Below are 19,814 nucleotides of genomic sequence, written 5' to 3'. Positions count from 1 at the left end.
TCCCTTACAAATGGACGAACTGCTTCAAGAAGCGCAGATCGTTCGTATAAAAATGACGAATGTCTTCGATATCGTACTTCAGCATCGCTACGCGCTCCACGCCCATACCGAAGGCGAAGCCGGTGAATTCCTGCGGATCGTAGCCGCCCTTCTCCAGCACGTTCGGATGCACCATGCCGGCGCCGAGAATCTCGAGCCAGCCCGTTTGTTTACACACCCGGCAGCCGGAACCGCCGCACATCGCGCAGGTCACGTCGACCTCAACGCTAGGCTCCGTGAACGGGAAGAAGCTCGGACGCAGACGAATTTGCGTGCCGCTGCCGAACAGCTCCTGAACGAATTGCAGCAGCGTGCCCTTCAGGTCGCTCATGCGGATGTTGCGGTCGATCACGAGACCCTCGATCTGCGTGAACATGTGGGAATGGGTCGCGTCGTCGTCGTCCCGGCGGTATACCTTGCCCGGACAAATGATTTTGACCGGCGCGCGCCCGTTCATCTTCTCCATCGTGCGTACCTGCACCGGGGAGGTCTGGGTCCGCATCAGGATTTCCTCAGTAATGTAGAACGAGTCCTGCATGTCCCGCGCCGGATGGTTTTTCGGCAGATTGAGCGCCTCGAAGTTATAGTAATCCTGCTCGACTTCAGGGCCTTCGGCCACCGTATAGCCCATCCCGATAAAAATATCCTCAATCTCCTGAATCACCTTGTTCAGCGGGTGAACCGCGCCCCGCGCGGCGGGACGACCCGGCAGGGTAACGTCGATCGTTTCGGCCGACAGCCGCGCCTCGGTCTCGGCGGCCGTATACTCCGCCTGCTTCGCTTCGATGACTTCCTCGATCGCGCCGCGCACCTCATTGGCCACTTGGCCGATCACGGGGCGCTCCTCCGCGCTCAGCGCGCCCATGCCGCGCAAAATTTCGGTGAGCGGGCCCTTTTTGCCCAAATACTTGATTCGGAGGTCGTTAAGCTGCTGCTGATTTGCAACCTGCGCCAGCTCCTGCAGCGCTTCCTCTTTGAGTGCGAGTAAACGTTCCTTCATGGCTTCGTGTGCCCTCCTTAGCCTTCATTCTTCTCCAGCTTCATCAACGCAAAAAAGACTTCTCCCGCCCGGTAAGGGACGAGAAAAGCCGTGGTACCACCCTTGTTAGAAGAACAATGACCTCGTGCAGGCTTCCAGGTTCGGACGCTCTGCGCTTAGGCAAGCTTCTTCTCACTTCATTGTTGTAACGGCTTCGCATACGATTGCGGCCGGTTCCTCCTACTTGCCGCGCGGACGCGGTTTCAAAGGACTGCTCGGGAGCGAACTTCGGCAGCCTGGTTCATTCGGGTACGCTCTCAGTCTCCGGCGTGCCCTCCCTGTGAAGAGGCGCTGCTTACTTTTCTCCGTCGTTGCATTTCGTGTATGATGTTAGCTTCTTGTATTATATGCAATGATAAGGACGGATGCAAGCCCGGAAGCTGCAATTGCTGCATTACGTTCGGCTTACTGCGCTGAGGACGCCTGATTCCATGCCTGCTCGAAAGAAGTAATCTCGGACGTATTGCGCAAAATGAGAGGGATCGGCCGTTCCTTGCCGCCTACATGAACATGCACCGTCGGGCGGTGTCCGTCATCGATATGGTACCCCACCCAGCGCTCTCTCGGGATGAACTCGTCGCTTACCTTTAGTCCGGCTGTTCCTAAGTAAAACCGGGAGATCTGCTCGGCGCAAATCATCTCCAGAACCAGCAGTGCGGCAAGGTAGGCATATTTTACCAGCCCTTCTATCGTAAGCACCGCTGGAATAATCACTCCGCAGACCATTGTAAAGAGCAAGCTTTTGTATTGGCTCGTGCCTGAAACAAGCTGTTCGCCGATGCGCTTCCTCATACGGACGGCCCGAAATGTTCTCCATAAGGTATAGGCAACTCCGACAGCCGCCAGCGCCATATATACCATATTCCGGCTCACTCCTCTCGAGGTCCGCAAGAAATTTATTCCATTGTATCCTTGCCATTGTAAGGCGTGCAAGGAAGATTTTGAAGAAACTATCCTGAATTGTGTCACAAAATAATACACACCCCCGTCTTAAGGGTTGAAAACATCCTAAACCTATGGAGGAGATCTCTAATGAAACTGCGAATCAACCACCGCCAAGCGGAACCGAAAGCTTACCAAGCGATGCTGAAGCTGGAGTCCTATGTTCATGACAGCGGGCTCGAGCCGAAGCTGGTGGAGTACATCAAAATCCGCGCCTCGCAGCTGAACGGCTGCGCCTTCTGTCTCGATATGCATACGACCGATCTGCGCAAGATGGGCGAATCCGAGCAAAAAATGCACCTCATCGCCGCCTGGCGGGAGACGCCTTGGTTTACGCCGGAGGAACGGGCGGCGCTGGCGCTGACCGAAGCAGTTACGCGCATTGGCGAAGCCGGTGTGCCGGATGCGCTGTACGAAGAGGTACGCCAACATTTTGATGAGCAGCAGTATGCAGCTCTTATTATGGCGATCATCACGATCAACGGCTGGAACCGGATCGCGATCTCGACCGGCATGTTCCCCGGATGCTTCGAGGCGTGAAACAAATCGAGGGCTCACCCCGTCTTAATGGCGAGGTGAGCCTTATTTTATGAAAACACGATTCGGCATTTTCATAACCGTCTTGGCCCTGCTGCTTCCGCTGACATTCGTACTTATTCAGCCATCCCCCTGCGAAGCCTGCAGCTGTGCAACGCCCGCACTCGATCAGGCGGCGGCCCGGTCGGAAGCCGTCTTTATCGGGAAGGCGCTGGAAGTCAAATGGGTTCCCGACCCATACGATACAAGCGGGGCGCTCGGGTATAAGAATGCGGTTCGCTTCGAGGTCGAACGCACGTTCAAAGGAGCGGATACGACGCAAATCATTGTAGGCGCCGGAACCGGCGAAGCGGCTTGCGGGATCGATTTTACCGCCGGCGAGTCGTACCTGGTCTTTGCCTATGAGACGGAAAACCATGAGCTGGTGACTCGTTTATGCTCCCGGACCCGGGCGGTGCAGCTCGCCGCCGACGATCTGAACGCGCTGGGCTCCGGTCATGCTCCTGCCGTAACCGTGGACTTATCGGGGCAGATGGGGGACGGCCGCATGGATAAGCTGTGGATGTACACCGTCTATTTGCTGCGAAAAGCGGTCTCCGCCAAAGGATTGGCGCTGCTGAGCATTGCCTTCCTGGTCTCCTTCATCGCTGCCGCCGTCGGATTTCGGCTGAGGAGGCAACCGCTGCTGCACAAGACGGCCGTAACGGTCGGCGTCGGCGCCTCGCTCTTTACGATGCTGTTGTGGATAAGACTAGCCCTGTTCAATCTATACGGAGGACTGGAAGGGGCGTACGCGTTCTGGCCGTCGTTCTGGCTGATGCTGCTGCCGGCCGTGCTGGCGTTGATCTCCTCCGCACGCCGGAGCCCGCTCGGCCTGGGAATAGCATGGCTGTGGTCCCTGCCGATGGGGCTGCTCCTGGCCGCAGCCCGCACCCCGTTCTCCTGGTTTGCTGCAGCTGTGCTCCTGTATTTCATCGCCGCGATATGGCTGTTCGCGACGAAACCGTTTGATCGCGGGCAGTGAGCGAAGCCGGAGCTGGGCGTATAACGAGAAAGGCCTTGCGCAACCTGCACAAGGCCTTCGTTTTTTATTTCGTCTTCGATTGGAGCAGATCCACGAGCTGCTGGCCGATATTCTGCATCCCACCGGGGCCTCCCGGTCCACCGTTGCCGCCGTGGCCTTTGCCTCGTTGTCCGCCTTGTCCGCCCTGGCCTCCCTGGCCGCCGTTACCGCCCTGGTCGCCGCCATTCGCTTGTTTGCTGCCGCTTCCTTTGCTGCCTGTATCGCCCTGCGGCTTGCCCGCGTTATCCGCCGGCTGCTGCGAGCCGTCCGCTGCCGCGGGCGGATTCATTTTCCCGCTGCCGCTGCCGCCGGCGTTATTCGCTCTTTGCTGCATCCGCGCTGCGGCATCGTCCACGAATTTTTTCTGCTCCGCCGTAAGCTTCTCGGTCAGCTTGGTGTGGTCATCCGCGCTCAGCTCCTTTTTCGCAATGCCGTCTTGAACGACCGGAAGCATCGCCTGCGCCTGTTCTTTCGTGATCGTCAGGCCATCCGATTTATCCATCCGAACCAACGTTTGAAAGGTCATCATCATTTGCCGTTCTTGTTCGGTCATGGAGCTTTTCGGTTTGGCCGTATCCTGCCCTTGCCCCTGCCCTTGCCCCTGCCCTTGCCCCTGTCCTTGCCCCTGTCCTTGCTGTCCATTCTGCGCTTGCTGCGTATCCTGCTTCGTCTCCGTCTGCTGCGCGCCTCCGGCGGCATTCGCCGTACTCGCCTGTTCCTGGGCCTTCGTACCGCAGCCGCTGAGCATCACGGCGATCAGGGCGCACACCCCTATCCAACGAATCGATTTCATCATCTTTAGTCACCTTTCCTTATGTACAGTAAAATGGAATAAGAGAGCCGTCCCCTGGCAGGGGACAGCTCCCGCTTCCAGCATTACAGAGCCGCAGCCGCCGGTGCAGCGGAATCCTGCGGTTTAGCCGGTGCCTTCTGGCTGCGAAGCTCTTTAAGCTTGGCTGCCAGCTGGTCTTCGCTGATGCCTTTCTCTTTGGCGAGATCCGATATGGATTTACCCGACTGGAGAGCCGTTGTCAGCTCCTGCTTCGTCATCCCGAGAATTTGAGCGACGGCATCCGGGCTTCCCCATGCACCGCCGTGTCCTCTGCCTCCGAATTCGCCGGGCTTGCCTTGCGGTCCTTTGCCGAACCCGGTGCTTTCCACTTCCTTCTTCAAGCGGTCCGCGAGATTCGCTTTCTCCTTATCCGCCTGGGCTTGCGTCAGCTTGCCTGCCGTTACGGCTGCGTCGATCGCTTTCGTCCGGGTGTCCGTCAGCTTCTGCAGCAGCACGTCCTCGGTTACGCCTTTCTCCGCTGCGAAGGCCGCCAGCGTTTTGCCGGATTTCACCGCGTCCATGACCGCGCTCTCGTCTACGCCGAGAATCGTCGCCACTTCCTTGAACGCGCCTCCGCCGAAGCCGCCGAAGCCTTCATGCATGTCCCCTCCGCGTCCTTTGCCGAACCCGGTGCTTTCCACTTCCTTCTTCAAGTGGTCCGCGAGATTCGCTTTCTCCTTATCCGCCTGGGCTTGCGTCAGCTTGCCCGCCGTTACGGCTGCGTCGATCGCTTTCGTCCGGGCGTCCGTCAGCTTCTGCAGCAGCACGTCCTCGCTTACGCCTTTCTCCGCTGCGAATGCTGCCAGCGTTTTGCCGGATTTCACCGCGTCCATGACCGCATTCTCGTCTACGCCGAGAATTGTTGCCACTTCCTTGAACGGGCCTCCAAAGCCGAAGCCTTCATGCATGTCCCCTCTGCGTCCTTTGCCGAACCCGCTGCTTTCCACTTCCTTCTTCAAGCGGTCCGCGAGATTCGCTTTCTCCTTATCCGCCTGGGCTTGCGTCAGCTTGCCCGCCGTTACGGCTGCGTCGATCGCTTTCGTCCGGTCATCCGTCAGCTTCTGCAGCAGGACGTCCTCGCTTACGCCTTTCTCCGCTGCGAAGGCCGCCAGCGTTTTGCCGGATTTCACCGCGTCCATGACCGCACTCTCGTCTACGCCAAGAATCGTCGCCACCTCCTTGAACGTGCCTCCGCCGAAGCCTCCGAAGCCTTCATGCATGTCCCCTCCGCGTCCTTTACCGAACCCGGTGCCCTCCACTTCCTGCTTCAAACGGTCCGCGAGATTCGCTTTCTCCTTGTCCGCCTGGGCTTGCGTCAGCTTGCCTGCCGTTACGGCTGCGTCGATCGCCTTCGTCCGGGCGTCCGTCAGCTTCTGCAGCAGGACGTCCTCGCTTACGCCTTTCTCCGCTGCGAAGGCCGCCAGCGTTTTGCCGGATTTCACCGCGTCCATGACCGCGCTCTCGTCTACGCCGAGAATCGTCGCCACTTCCTTGAACGGGCCTCCGCCGAAGCCTCCGAAGCCCGGACGTCCTTCTGCGCCCCGGCCTTTGAAGCCGCCGTCTTTCTTCACTTGATTCGTATTTTTATTGGCCGCTGCACTGGCATCCGCTGCTTGTGCCTGGGTATGTACCAGACCGATCCACCCGCCGCCGAGCATTACGCTTGCGGCAATCGTACTTAGCACCATGTTTTTGCCCGTCAATTTCATAACTCCACCTCTGTTCCTTGAATTTCCTTACACTTTGGAGTATACGGGCGCTGCATGAAATCCAAATGAAATGAACCTTAACAATCCATGAAGGTTAGCTGAGCGTTCGCTGAAAACGAAAGGAATAACCTAACTTTTACCCTCTGAAACAAGGGTTGAAACCTTTTTCCAAAAGTTGTTTAGCTCTTGGCAAAACGGTTTAACTCATTTTAGGCAAGGACCACTTGATTAAAAGGAGCGTTGGAATGAAACCCGCGGTTAAACAATCGTATATCGCCCTGTTGATGCTGTTGATGAGTTTGCTGGTCTTGCCTATGGCGGCCATGGCCCAAGATTCGGGCGGTGGACAAGCGGGTGCGGGCGGTTTCGTCCGGACCGATGTTTATGGAGGCTCCGGGGATTCTATCGGCGGCAGCGTGTATGGCGGCGGTGGAGGCACGGTTGGCGGCGGCGTCTCCGGATGCAAAAAGCTGGAGGCCGGAAGCCCCGACGAATGGAAAAAGCTTCTGAACCCGAGTGTTTCACCGGGGAAGGTGACCTTCATCATTGCTCCGGGCTACTGCGATACGGAGTTCTCGCTCACCAGCTACTCCTATCCGGAAGGCGTCGTGCCGAAGCCGGACAGCAAGCCCTATGAGAAAGAAGCGGTCTATCAAAATGCTACCGCGACGTTCGGTCCGGGAACGCATTCGCTGCAGGTTGAGCTTCCTTGCGGATACTACCGGCTCGACTTCTACAACGGTCCGGCAAACGCCAAGCTGGATGCAGGCTACGGGCCCCCATCCAACCTCCTTGTTGATTGGCTGGTGAATTCGACGGCAAATACGTGCTCCTCCGGCTCCGATGCCTCGAGCGGCAGCGGCTTGGACGATAGCGGCAGCTCCGGCTCCATCGGCGGCTTCAGTTCGGTGACACCGCCCGCGGTTGTCATTGAAGGCTATGATTATCTCGATGTAAAAGCTTTGTGCTCCGAGCAAAAGGGCAAGTACCGGTTCCAATTATCGAACCGCAATCAAACCGATCTTTCGATTCATTACATGCTGACGAACCAATCGGTATGGACTCAAATGCTTCTGCCGGCGGGCGGCACGAAGCTGATTGAAATCGTATCCGGTCAGGAGGCTCCGCTGCGGCTTGAAATTAACGGCGTCCAAAAGGTTGCCGCGCGGGCTTCGATGGACATGTGCTCCTCGGACAGCGGCAGCTCCTCCAGTGACAGCTCTTCTGCCGGCGCGGGTTCGACTAACGGCGGCTCTTACAGCGGGAGCTCGTCCGGCAGCAGCTCCTCCACCGGAAGCTCGACGAACGTAAACGCTTCGGGAGGCGGTTCTTCCGCGGGAAGCACCAACGGAAGCACGTCCGGTCCGGGAAGGACAGGCGGAACGAACGGCAGTGGAACCGCAACATTAGACAACACACAGATTCCAGCCGGTGCAGCTGAGCTGCCCGGTCCGGTTCAAGCAGTAAGCGGCAACGACAGCGGAACGATGTCCGGTTCGGCTCAAATCGCTTCCGAAACCGAGAGCCTGAATAACGAACCGGTTGCTCTCGGGTATGCGACATTGCCGCAAACCGGAGAAGGCTTCCCGTGGAGCTGGTATACGGCCGGCGCCTTACTTGTGACGCTGGGTTTGACGTTCGCGCTCAGAACCCGCCGCAACGGGTAAGAAGCGGAGAAAGGGGCTGCAGCCCCTTTTTATGTTATGGAAGAAGGGAGGGAACCGAATGCGGCTGTGGAGTATTTTCCTCGTTGTTGCAGGCTTGATCTTGTTCGCTTACCCGGAGATAACTCACCGGATGGAGGACGCAAAGCAGCGGGAGCTGCTGGCTTCCATTCAAGTTCTGCCGAATGATGGAGGCGAGCGGATAGTCCCCGAAGCGATAGCCGCGACACCGGTTGGCGCTGCGGAACCGATGCTTCCCGCGCCGGAGCCTGCAACGGCAAGTGCCGAACGGACTCCCGCTGCGGGCGCGGAGAAGCCGGCGGCCGCCCAGCCCAAGCCCCCTGCTCCGAAGGCCAAGGCCGAAGCGACCGCAGCGATGGCCATTGTACGCATCCCTTCCATTGAGGTCGCCTTGCCGGTATTGGAAGGCGTGAGCAGCGGCAACCTGAAGTCGGCCGCCGTCCATTTTACGGGTACCGCGCTGCCGGGCAGAATGGGCAATGTCGTGCTTGCCGCTCACCGGAGCTACGTATACGGCCGTTTGTTTAACCGGCTGGACGAGGTGCAGGAGGGGGACGAGGTTGTGCTGCAGACCGCGCAATCGAGCTTCACCTATCGGGTGACCGGCTCCGAAACGGTTGATCCCACGGAGGTGTCCGTACTGAAACAGCCGAAATCGGGAGCGTTGCTGACCTTGATCACCTGCAACGAAGACGGAAGCAAGAGGCTGATCGTTCATGCGGCGCTGGCGGCAGGAAGTTAGCGATGCGGTTTTCCAATAACGCCAGGGTGTCACGCGCAAAAGGACCTTCAACTCCAAGAATATATGGAGATGAAGGTCCTGTTTTACTTCATACAGCGGGGCATCCCGCTCAGATTAACGAGAGACCCGGATATGCAGAAAAATGCAAAAGGTAGTAGGTGGGGTATCCCCTGTAGGAGCGATAGCGCCCGCCTTTGTTATTGGAAAATGACCGCTGCATAGCGTAATAAAATAGAAAATTTTCCGATAACAACAGCGGCCGGAGGGGGATACCTCACCGGAGTACCATAGCTCTATTGCATAAGGTTTCGTTACAGCCTGAGCAGGGCTGCCCCGCTTCTCTTATTTCCCGAATCTCAGCCGCAGCGTTACGAGCTCATACGGCTTGACGGTGAAAGTGACGGGCGCACCGTTCTGTGCCTCACCCGTCGGGCGTTCCATCAGGTCGAGCGGCTGCCATTCCTCGATGCTTCGGCCGCTCGTCAGCGTCACCTCGCCCCGGATTCCCGCGTACTCGTGGAGCCGGACGACGACATCGCCCGTGTCCTCGGCTTTTTTCACCGCGTCGATCAGCACATGACGGTCGGCGGACAGCGCCAGCAGTGAAGCGTTGGCTTGCTCCGCTCTCCCCGGCGCGGAGGTGACCGGATTGTTCAAGGCCCACGCGGACCGAACCGTGCCCCCCTGCTGCCAATCACCCTCGTGCGGCAGCAGCGCGTACGTGAACAGATGCTCCCCTTGGTCCGCGTTCGGATCCGGCACCATCGCCGATTTGATCAGCGACAGCCGCAGCACATTGTCCTTGATATCGTAGCCGTACTTGCAATCGTTCAGGAGGCTGACCCCGTAGCCGCGCTCCGACAGATCCGCCCATTGGTGGCCGACGGACTCGAACCGCGCATAGTCCCAGCTCGTATTCCAATGCGTCGGACGCTTCACGTTGCCGAACTGAATGTCATAGGTCGCTTCGGTGGACCGCACCTCGACAGGGAACGCCACCTTCAGCAGCTGCCGCTGCTCATGCCAATCCACATGCGTTTCAAAGTCGATCCGGCGTTCCGCCGCATACACGACCAGATGCTGCGTAACGGCAGAGCGGCCGTAGGTCCAGCGGAAGCGCACGACGGCGCGGACTGGACCAGTTTCCACGATAGCCGCCTCGGTGAGCTGATCGATGACGCGCATTTTTTCGCCGTAAAAGATATCGATGTCCCACGCCTCATGACGGCCCTTCGGCTTATCCTCGAACACCTGCAGCACGTTTCCGGCAAGGCCTGCGGCGAGCACTTCCTTGTCGGCCTGCTTGTCGTAAATACGGGTCAGTTGGCCCTTGCCGTTCCATTCGATCTCATAGAACGGCGTTGACAATCCCGACGCCGCAATCTGGAACGGCATCTCCGACACGCCCGCCGTACGTCCCGGCTCCAAATGAATCGCCTTGTAGCCCATGGAAGGCAGCCCGGCCGCCTGCACGATCCAATCGCCGCCGCTGCGCTGAGCGGGCAGCTCCCGGCCCTCTCCGTCCAGCCATACGCCCTGCTCCGCATCATCCCCAGCGGCAATGCGGACCGCATCGCTCCGCTCCCAGGAGGCGCTGTTATAGAGCGTGACGTACCGTCCGCCGGAGACGGGCTCTTCTTCCCGAGTCAAAGCGTCCGCTCCCGCCTGCCAAGCCTCCTGTCCGAGCTCGAACGCCTCGGCATATTCCAGGCGGCTATCCTCATACACCTCGCCGATCGACGATCCCGGGATGATGTCGTGGAATTGGTTGCGCAGGATGATTTTCCAGCCTTCGCGAAGGGATGCCTGCTTGTAATGGCTCCAATCGCCGCGCTGCAGACTGCCGAGCACGCCCATCCATTCCGCTTCACGGTACAGCAGCTCCAGCTTCCGGTTCGCCCTTTTATTGTACGCTTGGCTCGTGTAAGTCCCACGGTGCAGCTCCAAATACAGCTCGCCGTCCCACGTGTGCACATACCGGTCCGTTTCGGCAATCTGCCCTTTCAGCCGTTCAAAATAGTCGTCCGCCCGCCCGGTCGTCACGTTCGGCAGCCCTGGCATCGTCTCCAGACGGCGCCGCATTTCGAGCATCGTCCGGTTGACCCCGCCACCTCCGTCGCCGTAGCCGTAAGACAGCAGAAGCTCCTTATTCAGCTCCTTATCCCGGTAGGCCTCCCATATGCCCTGAACGGACTTCGGCGTCACGCTGCCGTTATACGTATAGTAGAACGCACCCTCGCTTCCCCCCGGGTCCGGCGTCGTAATGAAATGCGTCAGCACCTCGCTGCCGTCGATTCCTCTCCACTTGAACGTATCGTGCGGCATTCGGTTGTACTGATTCCAGCTGATTTTCGTCGTCATGAACATATCGATGCCCGATTTGCGCAAAATTTGCGGCAGCGCCCAGCTGTAGCCGAACACGTCAGGCAGCCATAAATATTTGCAATCCACTCCGTACTGCTCCTTGAAAAAACGGGTGCCGTACAGCAGCTGGCGCACCAGCGATTCCCCGCTCGTCAGGTTGCAGTCAGCCTCCAGCCACATCGCGCCGCCCGCTTCCCAGCGTCCTTCCGCAATGCGCGCCTTGATCTGCTCATGCAGCTCCGGGTAGTCGGGGGCGATATAATCATAGAGCTGCGGCTGCGTTTGCAGGAACACATACTCGGGATACAGCTCCATCAAGCGGAGAACGGTGGAGAAGGATCGGGCTGCTTTTTCCCGCGTGTGCTTCAGCCGCCAAAGCCAGGCTACGTCGATGTGGGTATGGCCGATGCAGCGCACGGTTACGGGATGATGCTTCGGCAGCCGGTCCAGCTGGGAGCGCAACGTGCCCTGGGCCTCCGTAAGCGAAGCGTAGAACTCCTCCGAACCTGGGCGCGACCAATCGACCCTCAGAAAAGCGCGGTCGAGCGAGGACAGCAGCTCATGGTGCTCCGGCCGGTTATCGCTCTGCAGCTCCACCGTTTCGAGCGCCGCACGGGCCGTATAGTACAAATCGTCCGCCGCCTCGTCCAGCCAGCACAGGGTGGCCTTCTGCAGCCGGTTCTCGATCGGCGACGCCGGGGCATAGCCGTTCAGGCCGGACCAGAGCCGGAACCGGAACTGAAGCGTCCGGCCCGCCGAATCAGCCGGAAGGAATACCTCCTCGTGATTCGTATCCACGCCTTGATACGGCTTGCCGTTCAAGAACAGGAGCGACTCGAAGCCGCTGTTGCCCCCTCCCCCCGTCCGTCCGAGATCGAATAATCCGAGCACCCTGCGGCCCTGCCATTCGGCCGGTATTTCGGCATCGAAGCCCAGCCACATATACAGGTCGCGCCCCGTCCAGCGGTCCCCCAGCCGGATTTCTTCCGCTTCCGCGAGGTCCGGCGGATAAGCGCCGACAGCCCCTTCCTCATCGAATCGGCGTTTTATCGCCTTGACCGGCATCCGGTCGCGATAGCGGTAGCTCTCCAGGTCGCGTATGCGGGCGGCAAGCTTTTCCCGAGTCCAGAACATTGTGCATCAGCCTCTCTCATAATTTAGTTATAACACGTGTTATAAAAGCGAAAAGAAAAACCGAAGCTAAGCAGAACCGTCGTACGACATACTCAAAATGTCCACTCGTTCTTTTGCAGCTTCGGTACAACCTGAAATCATAAGCTTTCGCGGGGCTCCAGCCGGGCTTCGAGCCAAAGACCGGAGCGTTCGTCTGGTTCTCCCGCACCTTCAATGGCGGCAATCAGTCTCCTCGCCGCCGCCTCTCCCATTTCCTTATACGGCACCTCCACGGCGCTCAAGGAAGGAACGAGCTGCGCATTCACCCGCTCCGTATTATCTGCGGCCATGACAAGAACGTCCCGTCCGATCCGCAGTCCGAGCTCGTTGGCGGCGCGATAGAGCAGCACGGATCCTCGCGACCAGTTCGTCAAATAACACGCTGCTCCACCGTCCGCCCGAAGCAGCTCCGTCCACCAGGCATGGTCCTCGGGCCAAGGAGCAAGCTTCTTCAGTACGACCCGGGGCTCCAGCCCCTTCTCTTCCATCCACTGCTTATAAGCCAGCGTACGGTGCCGGTCGCCCCAGTTCGGGCGGTGCTCCGCCCCTTCATAAATCTCTATGTAAGCCGGCGGCAGCGGGGTTCGGCTTCGGATATAATCGAGCGCGATCCGGATGCTCCGTCCGTAATCCATCTGTACGGAGACGATCCCGCCGCTTTCCGGGAAGCCTTCGACGGAGACGAACGGAATGTTCTTCTCCCGGACGAGCTTCTCCCACTCGGGATCCGAATAGCCGGTCACGTCCTTCGTTACGATGCCGTCGATCCGGCGCTGGAGATACAGGTCGATGAGCGCCGACCGGTCTTGGAACCCGGCTCCTGCCCCGCACAGCAGCACATAGTAGCCCTGCTCGTTGCACACAAGCTGCAGACCTTGAAGCATCTGGGAAAAGAGCCGGTTGCTCAAATCGCCGTAGGCGGCAATGCAGCGGCTTCGTCCGGTGCGCATCCCTTGAGCCTGCACGTCGACGACGTAGCCCAGCTCTTCGATTGCTTTCAGCACGGCGCGCCTCTTCTCTTCGCTGACGCCGATGCCCGGCGTCCCGTTGAGCACGGCGGATACGACGCTGCGCGATACGCCTGCCTGCTTGGCCACGTCAAAGCTAGTCACCCTTTTCACCAAACCGTTCACCTCAAGCTGAATATAACACGTGTTATAATCCCGGTCAATCCCGATTTCTTGGGGCCGCGCACAGCTCCAGCCAGCGCCGGACAACCGCCGGATTGGAGCCGAAATGAAGATGCGTGTAGCCAGCGATGACGTTGCCTTTCAAACACCCTTCCGGCTTCATGCCGCGAAGGCCCTTGGACTCATAGGCGGACGGCATAGGCGATTCCGTCTTATAGACGGAATAATGGAACTCGTGTCCTCGCGCGATGTCCCCTTCCGGAAGCAGAGGATTCGTTCCGAGCCCCTTCACTTCCCTGTAGCCGAGCGCCGCCAGCTTCGTCTGCATCGTAACCCGGCCCGGCAGCACGCCGAGCATCGGGTAGGACCGGCCCTGCGTATCCTCAATCGCTTCCGTCAAGTACATGAAGCCGCCGCATTCCGCGAGCGTCGGCAGCCCTGCGCTTATCGCTTCGCGCAAAGAACGGGTTACCTGTTCCTGTGCCGTTAGCCGCTCCGCGAATTCCTCGGGAAATCCCCCGCCGATATAAAGTCCCTGCACACCCTCCGGAAGCGTCTCCCCGGCGAGCGGAGAGAAGAACGCGAGCTCCGCGCCGCCCAGCTCCAGCAGCTCCAGATTTTCCGGGTAATAAAAATGAAACGCCGCGTCGAGCGCGACCGCAATCCGGACGCGGACCGGCGACTCCGCAGGAACGAACAGCGAAGATCCGTCCAGCGTGAACGGGGCTGCGCCTGCAAGCTGAAGCAGCCGTTCCAGATCCGTCGTCTCCGTGATCGTCCGGGCCAACAGCTCGAACAAGCCGTTCAGCTCGCCCCGTTCTACGGACGGAACGAGCCCCAGATGCCGCTCCGGCATGACGATCGCCGCGTCCCGCTTCAAGTAACCGATAACCGGCACGCCGCATTCCTGCTCCACCGCTTCCCGGATGATGCGGTAATGGCCTTCGCTGCCTACGTTATTGGCAAACACGGCCGCGATCCGGACGCGCGGCTCCAGGCTCTGGAATCCACGGACGATGGCGGCCGCGCTGCGGGCCATACCGCTGCCGTCCACGACGAGCAGGACCGGGCTCTCCAGTAGGAGGCTGATATCCGCCGTGCTGCCGGTATTCGACTTCGGGTCCCGTCCGTCATAGAAGCCCATCACCCCTTCGATGATGGAGATATCCGCGTCAGCCGATGCACGGACATAGATTTCCTTTACCGTATCGCGGGGCAGCATCCAGCTGTCCAAATTCCGGGAGGCTCTCCCCGTCACGGCCGTATGGTAAGTCGGGTCGATGTAGTCCGGACCGCATTTAAAGCCTTGCACGGTGAGGCCCCGGCGCTGCAATGCCGCCATAATCCCTAAGGTAACCGTCGTCTTCCCGGAGCCGCTGCCGGTTCCTGCGATCACGAGGCGTTTCGATTCAGTGCCCGATTTCATGCCGATCCGCCCTTCCTTTCATTCTTGCTCGACTAAAGCAGCCGTGAATTCGTGATGCGGCCTCGATCCACCGCAGCCGTAAGCGGAATTCAGCTCAATTTAGACCCGCCAATCCGGCTGCGGTGCGTATTAGCGTCAGTCTTGTTCGCCGGACGTCTTTACCAGCCCGACGGAAATCGTGACGTTGCCGCTTTTTTTCTTGACCAGCGAGAGGCTTGCAGCCCCGGTATAACGCTTCGCCGCAGGCTCGCTGACACCGTAGGCTCCCGTGAACTTGTACACGGTGTCCGACGGATCCTCGATCGGCATCTCGTTCAGCTCCTGCGGCGTGTAGCATACCAGCGGCCAGCCATGCCGTTCGCATACCTCCAGCAGCCCGGCCTCGTCCTTTTTCAAATCGATCGTACATACGGCCTTCACGCTGCGGATGGAGAACTTCAGCTCCTCCAGTGTCTCGCAGATGACGGATCGGATCTCTTCGGCCGGCGTGCCACGGTTGCAGCCGATCCCGAGCGCGATCACCTTCGGACGGTACAGCACGCCGTTCGCCAGCAGCTGCTCCTCCTCCGGCTCCAGCAGCCGGTGGGTGACGACTAGCGCCGCCTGCGGCTCGTCGGCTAAGGCCGAGGCCGTATCGCCGTAGACGCGGATGTTCGGCGGCAGCGGCGATTCGTACGGCCACCAGCCGGCCTCGCCGGATTCCTGGACGACCGCCACGCGCTCTTCGTTCACGACGGAGGCGCTGACCGGCGTCAGCTTCTCCGCGCTCTCCCACACCCAGCCGAACCGGCGGCCGAACAGGTCGACGGCGATCGTCTTTTGCACATCCGAGGCCGTCGTAATGACCGCCCTGGCCCTAAGCATCGCCGCCACCTCGCGGGTCAGCTCGTTGGCTCCGCCCAGATGCCCGGACAGCACGCTGATCACGTGCTCTCCTTTATCGTCAATCACGACGATGCCAGGATCGCTCTTCTTATCGACCAGCAGCGGAGCGATCATGCGTACAACCGCGCCCAGCGAAATAATGCAAATAATGCCTTTATACAATGGAAACCAGGCCGGAAAAGCGAGCCGCACGCTGCCCTCGAACAGGCGGATGCCCCGAGCCGTTTCGTCGCCCTTGGCGAATTTGGACATGTAGTACAGGTCCGCCGTACCGCCGAAAGCCGACTGCAGCCCCCTGGCCAGCTCGACGCCGTGCTTCGTGATCGCGACAATGGCGTAATCGCAGCTTGTTTCGATCTGCGGCACGACGCCCTCTTGCAGCTGAAGTACCTCCGAGACTTGCTCCGACGACGGCATCACGCTTCTCCTCCCTTGCGGAACCGGTGCGTGAACGAAGCGTCATACAGCTTCGAGCGGTGCGCATCCTTGTTCTTCAGCTCGGGATCGAGCGCCCAGCCCGCCAAAATCATCGCATGCGAGCGAATGCCGTTCACGCGCATGTCCTCGTCCAAACGGCCGAGCGTCGTACGGACGATGAGCTGGTCCGGCCAGCTAGCCCGCTGCACGACGGCCACCGGCGTCTCCTCGCTCCAGCCCGCCTCCGTCAGCTCGCGCACGATCTTCTTCGTCAGCGTTGCGCTCAGGAAAAGCGCCAGCGTGCAGTGATGCGACGCCAGGTCGCGCAGCTGCTCCCGCTCCGGCATCGGCGTGCGTCCTTCCGTCCGCGTGATGATGAGCGTCTGCGTCAGCTCCGGCACCGTCAGCTCCGCGCCAACCGCGGCCGCGGCGGCGAACACCGAGCTCACGCCCGGCACGATCTCGCAGTCGATGCTTTCCTGCTTCAGCAGCACGACCTGCTCCAGAATGGCGCCGTAGACCGACGGATCTCCCGTATGCACGCGGACGACCAGCTTGCCCTGCCGGACCCGGTCCGCCATGACGGCGACCATTTCCTCCAGCGTCATGCCGGCGCTTTGCAATATTTCCGCGCCTTCCCGTGCCCGTTCGATCAGCGCCTCGCTGACGAGGGAATCCGTGTACAACACAACGTCCGCCTGCTGAAGCAGCTTAAGGCCCTTGACCGTGATCAAATCCGGGTCGCCCGGCCCCGCTCCGACGATATAAATTTTCATTTTCTCACCACCATCAGCGTCAAATATTCGAGCTCCCGGCCTTCCAGCTCCGCCACGTTGCGCCAGATCTGCTCCTCCTTGGAGGTGACCTTCGTGAGTACGGCGGCCTTCTCTACAAGCTCCAAATCCCTCAGCACCATCAAGGCGACATTGATGACCTTGGCCACCTTGATGAAAACGACGCAGTCATGCGTTTCGATGGCTTCGCGCATCCGCCCGTAATCGTCCGTCGCCGGTACAACCGCCACGCGCTCGTCCCCGTCGGCCAGCGGCACGCCAAGCGTCGAAGCCGCCGCCAGCACGGAGGAAATGCCTGGAATGGATACCGTCTCCACCTCCGGATGAAGCTCCTTCATCCGCCGCATCAGGTGGATGAACGTGCTGTACAGCATCGGGTCCCCTTCGGTCACGAACGCGACATTTTTCCCTTGGCTCAAAGGCTCCCACAGCGTTTCAACCGTCTGGTTCCACTGCTTGTCAAGCGCAGCCTGGTCCTTCGTCATCGGGAACGTCAGGCCGAGCATCTCCTTCTGCTGCGTATCCACGTACAGCTCCATAATCGCAAGCGCGTAGCTCGGCGCTCCCATCCGCTTGCGCGGGTAGGCGATCACCGGTGATTCCTTCAAAATGCGGAACGCCTTGACCGTGATCAGCTCCGGATCCCCGGGACCGACCCCGAGCCCGTACAGAATACCCGTCTTACTCATCGCCGCTTCCCCCATTCTCTTGTTCGTCCTGCTCCGGCTTGCGGCGGGCCGTAATGATATAAATCGGATTCAAGCCCTCGAACCGCGTCATATGCAAAATCGGCTTGCTCCGGCTCACCTGTGCGAGCAGGATGTCCGTCTCCATCCCGAGCTCCTTCAATGCGCTCTGCGCCTCCGACAAATTCTCGATCGTGGCTGCGTTCATCACGAGCGTACCGCGTTGCTTCAGACGGGAGCAGCAGACGCCGAGCAGCTCGCGCAGCTCCCCGCCGCTTCCGCCGATAAACACCGCATCCGGATCGGCAAAAGCGTCCAGTCCCGCCGGCGCCCTTCCTGCCACTAGCGTAAAGTCCGTACGGAACTTGCGCATATTCGAGCGGATGAGCTCGAGGTCCGGCTCGTTTTTCTCAATGGCATAGACCGCCCCTTCCCGGGCGATGCGCGCCGCTTCCACCGCAACCGAGCCGCTGCCCGCGCCGATATCCCACACTACGCTGTCTTCGCGAAGCCCCAGCTTCGCCAGGCTCAGCACGCGGATTTCCTTCTTCGTAATGAGCCCCCTGTCCGGCTTGCGCTGAGCGAACTCCTCGTCGTCGATGCCCATCGGCCATTTCGGCGATTCGCCCTCGCGAATCAGCAGCACGACATTCAGCGGGGAAAAGGAGCTCTCCGCCATCTCCGCCAGACTGTACCAGCCGGTCTTCTCCTTCGGCCCGCCCAGGTTCTCGCCGACAAAGGCGCGGTATTCCGTCATCCCGTACTCGATCAAATACCGTGCGATCGCATCCGGGCTGTTCCGTTCGTCGGTCAGCAGCGCCACCTTGGCGCGTCCGTCGATCCGCTGCGCCAGCCCCAGCATGCTCCGGCCGTGCACGCTTGCCGTGTAAGCGTCATGCCAGCCTTCCCCCGCCCGGGCAAAAGCCAGCTGCAGCGAGCTCACCGCCGGCACGATTTCGACCTTACCCGGCAGCCTCCGGGACAGTGTCACCCCGATGCCGTAAAACAGCGGATCGCCCGAGGCGAGCACCGCAGTGCGCCGGGTTTCGGCCGCCAGCCGGCCCGTCAGCTCGGACAAGCCGCCCTTTAGCGTCCATGTCTCTCCCGCAAAGTCCGGGTAAAACGCCAGCTGCCGCTCACCGCCGACCAGCACCTCGCACTGCCCGATCCAGGACGCCGCTTCGCCGCTTAGGCCCCCGGGCCCGTCTTCTCCGATTCCGATCACTTTAATGTTCATAGCTCTCCCTCTCCCTGGGCCGGAAGGGCCATCCGTCCGAGCAGCTCGCCCTTCATGGAAATGATCGCCGTTTCCAGCTCCAGACCGCCGCCGACCTCTTCGAGTCCCGAGCGGCAGCAGTATTCGCACAGCTTTTCAAAAAACGCCGGAATCCCCAGCTCCAGCATCCGGTCCCCTACCTGGGCCGCCGTATTGGCCCCGCGGACCTCCTCCAGCACGCTCTCCGGCACTCCCGCTTCCTCCGCCACCCGGGCAAGGAAACCAAAATCGACGGGCGCGCTCTTGGAGTGCACCATCATCACGCCTTGGGCCACCTTGCTGAATTTGCCCATCATTCCGACGAGCGTCACCCTGTCCACGTCCTTCGCCTTGCACTGCTTCAGCGCAAAGCCGACGAAGTCGCCCATCTCGATAAAAGCTTCCTCCGGAAGCTCCGGGTACATCGACATGCCATACTGCTCGCTGCGCCCCCCCGTGGAAAGCACAAGATGACGGCAGCCGCCGGCCACCGCCACCCGCACCGCCTGCGCGACGCTCGCCTTGTAGGCCGACGTGGAAAAAGGCACGACGATCCCCCGAGTGCCGAGGATCGAGATGCCGCCCAGGATGCCGAGCCTGCCGTTCAGCGTCTTCTTCGCAATCTCCTCGCCTCCGGGCACGGATACCGTAACAGCCACGCCGCGGTCCGGAAGCTCAAACCGGTTCAGCACGTCTTCCACGGCTTCGCGGATCATTTTGCGGGGCACGGGGTTGATCGCCGCTTCGCCGACGGGGACGGGAAGTCCCGGCTTCGTCACCCGGCCGACGCCGGGTCCGCCGTCAATGAGGACGCCCGGCTCCTCCGTCCACCGGACCTCGACGCAAATGCGCGCACCGTGCGTCGCATCCGGGTCGTCGCCGCCGTCCTTGATGACAGCCGCCTCGGCCCTCTCCGCCCCGACCTCGCAGGACACAATGGCAAACGTAACCTCCTCGCCGATCGGCAGGCGGATTCGCGCCTCCGTTTGCGGCTCCTGCAGGATCAGCGCGGTCAGCGCCGCCTGTGCTCCCGCCGTGGCGCAGGAGCCTGTCGTATACCCATGGCGAAGCGGCTTATCCTTCGTCCCCTCCATAG

16 protein-coding genes are annotated in these 19,814 nt (G+C 60.4%); 4 read left to right on the top strand and 12 right to left on the bottom strand.

Annotated elements, in window-relative coordinates; all coding sequences use genetic code 11:
- Positions 1-4: 4 nt before the first annotated feature.
- Both pheS and O9H85_RS29025 read right to left on the bottom strand, forming a co-directional pair.
- Complete coding sequence (pheS, locus tag O9H85_RS29030) at positions 5-1,039, bottom strand: phenylalanine--tRNA ligase subunit alpha (RefSeq protein ID WP_269884896.1); 1,035 nt, start codon at positions 1,037-1,039, stop codon at positions 5-7.
- A gap of 444 nt (positions 1,040-1,483) precedes the next feature.
- Complete coding sequence (locus tag O9H85_RS29025; RefSeq protein ID WP_269884895.1) at positions 1,484-1,939, bottom strand: hypothetical protein; 456 nt, start codon at positions 1,937-1,939, stop codon at positions 1,484-1,486.
- Positions 1,940-2,110: 171 nt separating this feature from the next.
- Here O9H85_RS29025 and O9H85_RS29020 point away from each other — a divergent pair, with 171 nt between their 5' ends.
- Both O9H85_RS29020 and O9H85_RS29015 read left to right on the top strand, forming a co-directional pair.
- Positions 2,111-2,560, top strand: a complete 450-nt coding sequence (locus O9H85_RS29020; protein ID WP_269884894.1) for a carboxymuconolactone decarboxylase family protein — start codon at positions 2,111-2,113, stop codon at positions 2,558-2,560.
- 49 nt (positions 2,561-2,609) lie between these two features.
- Positions 2,610-3,581, top strand: a complete 972-nt coding sequence (locus tag O9H85_RS29015) for a hypothetical protein (protein ID WP_269884893.1) — start codon at positions 2,610-2,612, stop codon at positions 3,579-3,581.
- Positions 3,582-3,645: 64 nt separating this feature from the next.
- Here the strand turns inward: O9H85_RS29015 and O9H85_RS29010 are convergent, their stop codons facing one another.
- Positions 3,646-4,416 (bottom strand): hypothetical protein, encoded by a 771-nt coding sequence (locus O9H85_RS29010; RefSeq protein WP_269884891.1) that lies wholly within the window; start codon positions 4,414-4,416, stop codon positions 3,646-3,648.
- Between the two features lie 80 nt (positions 4,417-4,496).
- Positions 4,497-6,155 (bottom strand): hypothetical protein, encoded by a 1,659-nt coding sequence (locus tag O9H85_RS29005; RefSeq protein WP_269884890.1) that lies wholly within the window; start codon positions 6,153-6,155, stop codon positions 4,497-4,499.
- A 251-nt stretch (positions 6,156-6,406) separates the two neighbouring features.
- Between O9H85_RS29005 and O9H85_RS29000 the strand changes: the two genes are divergently transcribed.
- Together O9H85_RS29000 and O9H85_RS28995 are read left to right on the top strand one after the other, a co-directional pair.
- Entirely contained in the window at positions 6,407-7,828 is a 1,422-nt protein-coding gene (locus tag O9H85_RS29000) for an LPXTG cell wall anchor domain-containing protein (protein WP_269884889.1), read from the top strand.
- A gap of 58 nt (positions 7,829-7,886) precedes the next feature.
- Positions 7,887-8,588: a class D sortase gene (locus tag O9H85_RS28995; RefSeq protein ID WP_269884888.1), complete on the top strand. Its 702-nt coding sequence runs from the start codon at positions 7,887-7,889 to the stop codon at positions 8,586-8,588.
- A 342-nt stretch (positions 8,589-8,930) separates the two neighbouring features.
- Here O9H85_RS28995 and O9H85_RS28990 read toward each other — a convergent pair whose 3' ends face one another.
- The 8 genes from O9H85_RS28990 to O9H85_RS28955 all read right to left on the bottom strand — a co-directional run bounded on the left by O9H85_RS28990 (position 8,931) and on the right by O9H85_RS28955 (position 19,812).
- Entirely contained in the window at positions 8,931-12,086 is a 3,156-nt protein-coding gene (locus O9H85_RS28990) for an alpha-mannosidase (RefSeq protein WP_269884887.1), read from the bottom strand.
- Between the two features lie 137 nt (positions 12,087-12,223).
- On the bottom strand, positions 12,224-13,246 hold the full coding sequence (locus O9H85_RS28985) for a LacI family DNA-binding transcriptional regulator (protein ID WP_269884886.1): 1,023 nt from the start codon (positions 13,244-13,246) through the stop codon (positions 12,224-12,226).
- A gap of 46 nt (positions 13,247-13,292) precedes the next feature.
- Positions 13,293-14,681, bottom strand: a complete 1,389-nt coding sequence (locus tag O9H85_RS28980; RefSeq protein ID WP_269884885.1) for a cobyrinate a,c-diamide synthase — start codon at positions 14,679-14,681, stop codon at positions 13,293-13,295.
- Between the two features lie 135 nt (positions 14,682-14,816).
- Positions 14,817-15,983, bottom strand: coding sequence for a cobalt-precorrin 5A hydrolase (locus O9H85_RS28975; protein ID WP_269884884.1), 1,167 nt, complete (start codon positions 15,981-15,983; stop codon positions 14,817-14,819).
- Entirely contained in the window at positions 15,983-16,759 is a 777-nt protein-coding gene (gene cobM, locus O9H85_RS28970; protein ID WP_269884883.1) for a precorrin-4 C(11)-methyltransferase, read from the bottom strand. Before cobM ends, O9H85_RS28975 begins: the two co-directional genes overlap by 1 nt.
- On the bottom strand, positions 16,756-17,466 hold the full coding sequence (gene cobI / locus O9H85_RS28965; protein WP_269884882.1) for a precorrin-2 C(20)-methyltransferase: 711 nt from the start codon (positions 17,464-17,466) through the stop codon (positions 16,756-16,758). Before cobI ends, cobM begins: the two co-directional genes overlap by 4 nt.
- Complete coding sequence (gene cbiE / locus O9H85_RS28960) at positions 17,459-18,700, bottom strand: precorrin-6y C5,15-methyltransferase (decarboxylating) subunit CbiE (RefSeq protein WP_269884881.1); 1,242 nt, start codon at positions 18,698-18,700, stop codon at positions 17,459-17,461. The genes cobI and cbiE overlap by 8 nt, the downstream gene beginning before the upstream one ends.
- Positions 18,697-19,812, bottom strand: coding sequence for a cobalt-precorrin-5B (C(1))-methyltransferase (locus tag O9H85_RS28955; protein ID WP_269884880.1), 1,116 nt, complete (start codon positions 19,810-19,812; stop codon positions 18,697-18,699). Before O9H85_RS28955 ends, cbiE begins: the two co-directional genes overlap by 4 nt.
- Positions 19,813-19,814: the final 2 nt, after the last annotated feature.

It is taken from the genome of Paenibacillus gyeongsangnamensis (genome assembly GCF_027533625.1).
Taxonomy (GTDB): Bacteria; Bacillota; Bacilli; order Paenibacillales; family NBRC-103111; genus Paenibacillus_G; species Paenibacillus_G gyeongsangnamensis.
Note: the sequence above shows the minus strand (reverse complement) of the source record. Positions and strands in the feature narration are given on the sequence as shown.

Coding starts and splice junctions, on each gene's coding strand:
- O9H85_RS29010 (WP_269884891.1), bottom strand. CDS start 4,416: ATGATGAAATCGATTCGTTGGATAGGGGTGTGCGCCCTGATCGCCGTG.
- O9H85_RS29015 (WP_269884893.1), top strand. CDS start 2,610: ATGAAAACACGATTCGGCATTTTCATAACCGTCTTGGCCCTGCTGCTT.
- O9H85_RS29025 (WP_269884895.1), bottom strand. CDS start 1,939: ATGGTATATATGGCGCTGGCGGCTGTCGGAGTTGCCTATACCTTATGG.
- O9H85_RS28955 (WP_269884880.1), bottom strand. CDS start 19,812: ATGGAGGGGACGAAGGATAAGCCGCTTCGCCATGGGTATACGACAGGC.
- O9H85_RS29020 (WP_269884894.1), top strand. CDS start 2,111: ATGAAACTGCGAATCAACCACCGCCAAGCGGAACCGAAAGCTTACCAA.
- O9H85_RS29000 (WP_269884889.1), top strand. CDS start 6,407: ATGAAACCCGCGGTTAAACAATCGTATATCGCCCTGTTGATGCTGTTG.
- cobI (WP_269884882.1), bottom strand. CDS start 17,466: ATGAGTAAGACGGGTATTCTGTACGGGCTCGGGGTCGGTCCCGGGGAT.
- cbiE (WP_269884881.1), bottom strand. CDS start 18,700: ATGAACATTAAAGTGATCGGAATCGGAGAAGACGGGCCCGGGGGCCTA.
- O9H85_RS28990 (WP_269884887.1), bottom strand. CDS start 12,086: ATGTTCTGGACTCGGGAAAAGCTTGCCGCCCGCATACGCGACCTGGAG.
- O9H85_RS28995 (WP_269884888.1), top strand. CDS start 7,887: ATGCGGCTGTGGAGTATTTTCCTCGTTGTTGCAGGCTTGATCTTGTTC.
- cobM (WP_269884883.1), bottom strand. CDS start 16,759: ATGAAAATTTATATCGTCGGAGCGGGGCCGGGCGACCCGGATTTGATC.
- O9H85_RS28975 (WP_269884884.1), bottom strand. CDS start 15,983: ATGCCGTCGTCGGAGCAAGTCTCGGAGGTACTTCAGCTGCAAGAGGGC.
- O9H85_RS28980 (WP_269884885.1), bottom strand. CDS start 14,681: ATGAAATCGGGCACTGAATCGAAACGCCTCGTGATCGCAGGAACCGGC.
- pheS (WP_269884896.1), bottom strand. CDS start 1,039: ATGAAGGAACGTTTACTCGCACTCAAAGAGGAAGCGCTGCAGGAGCTG.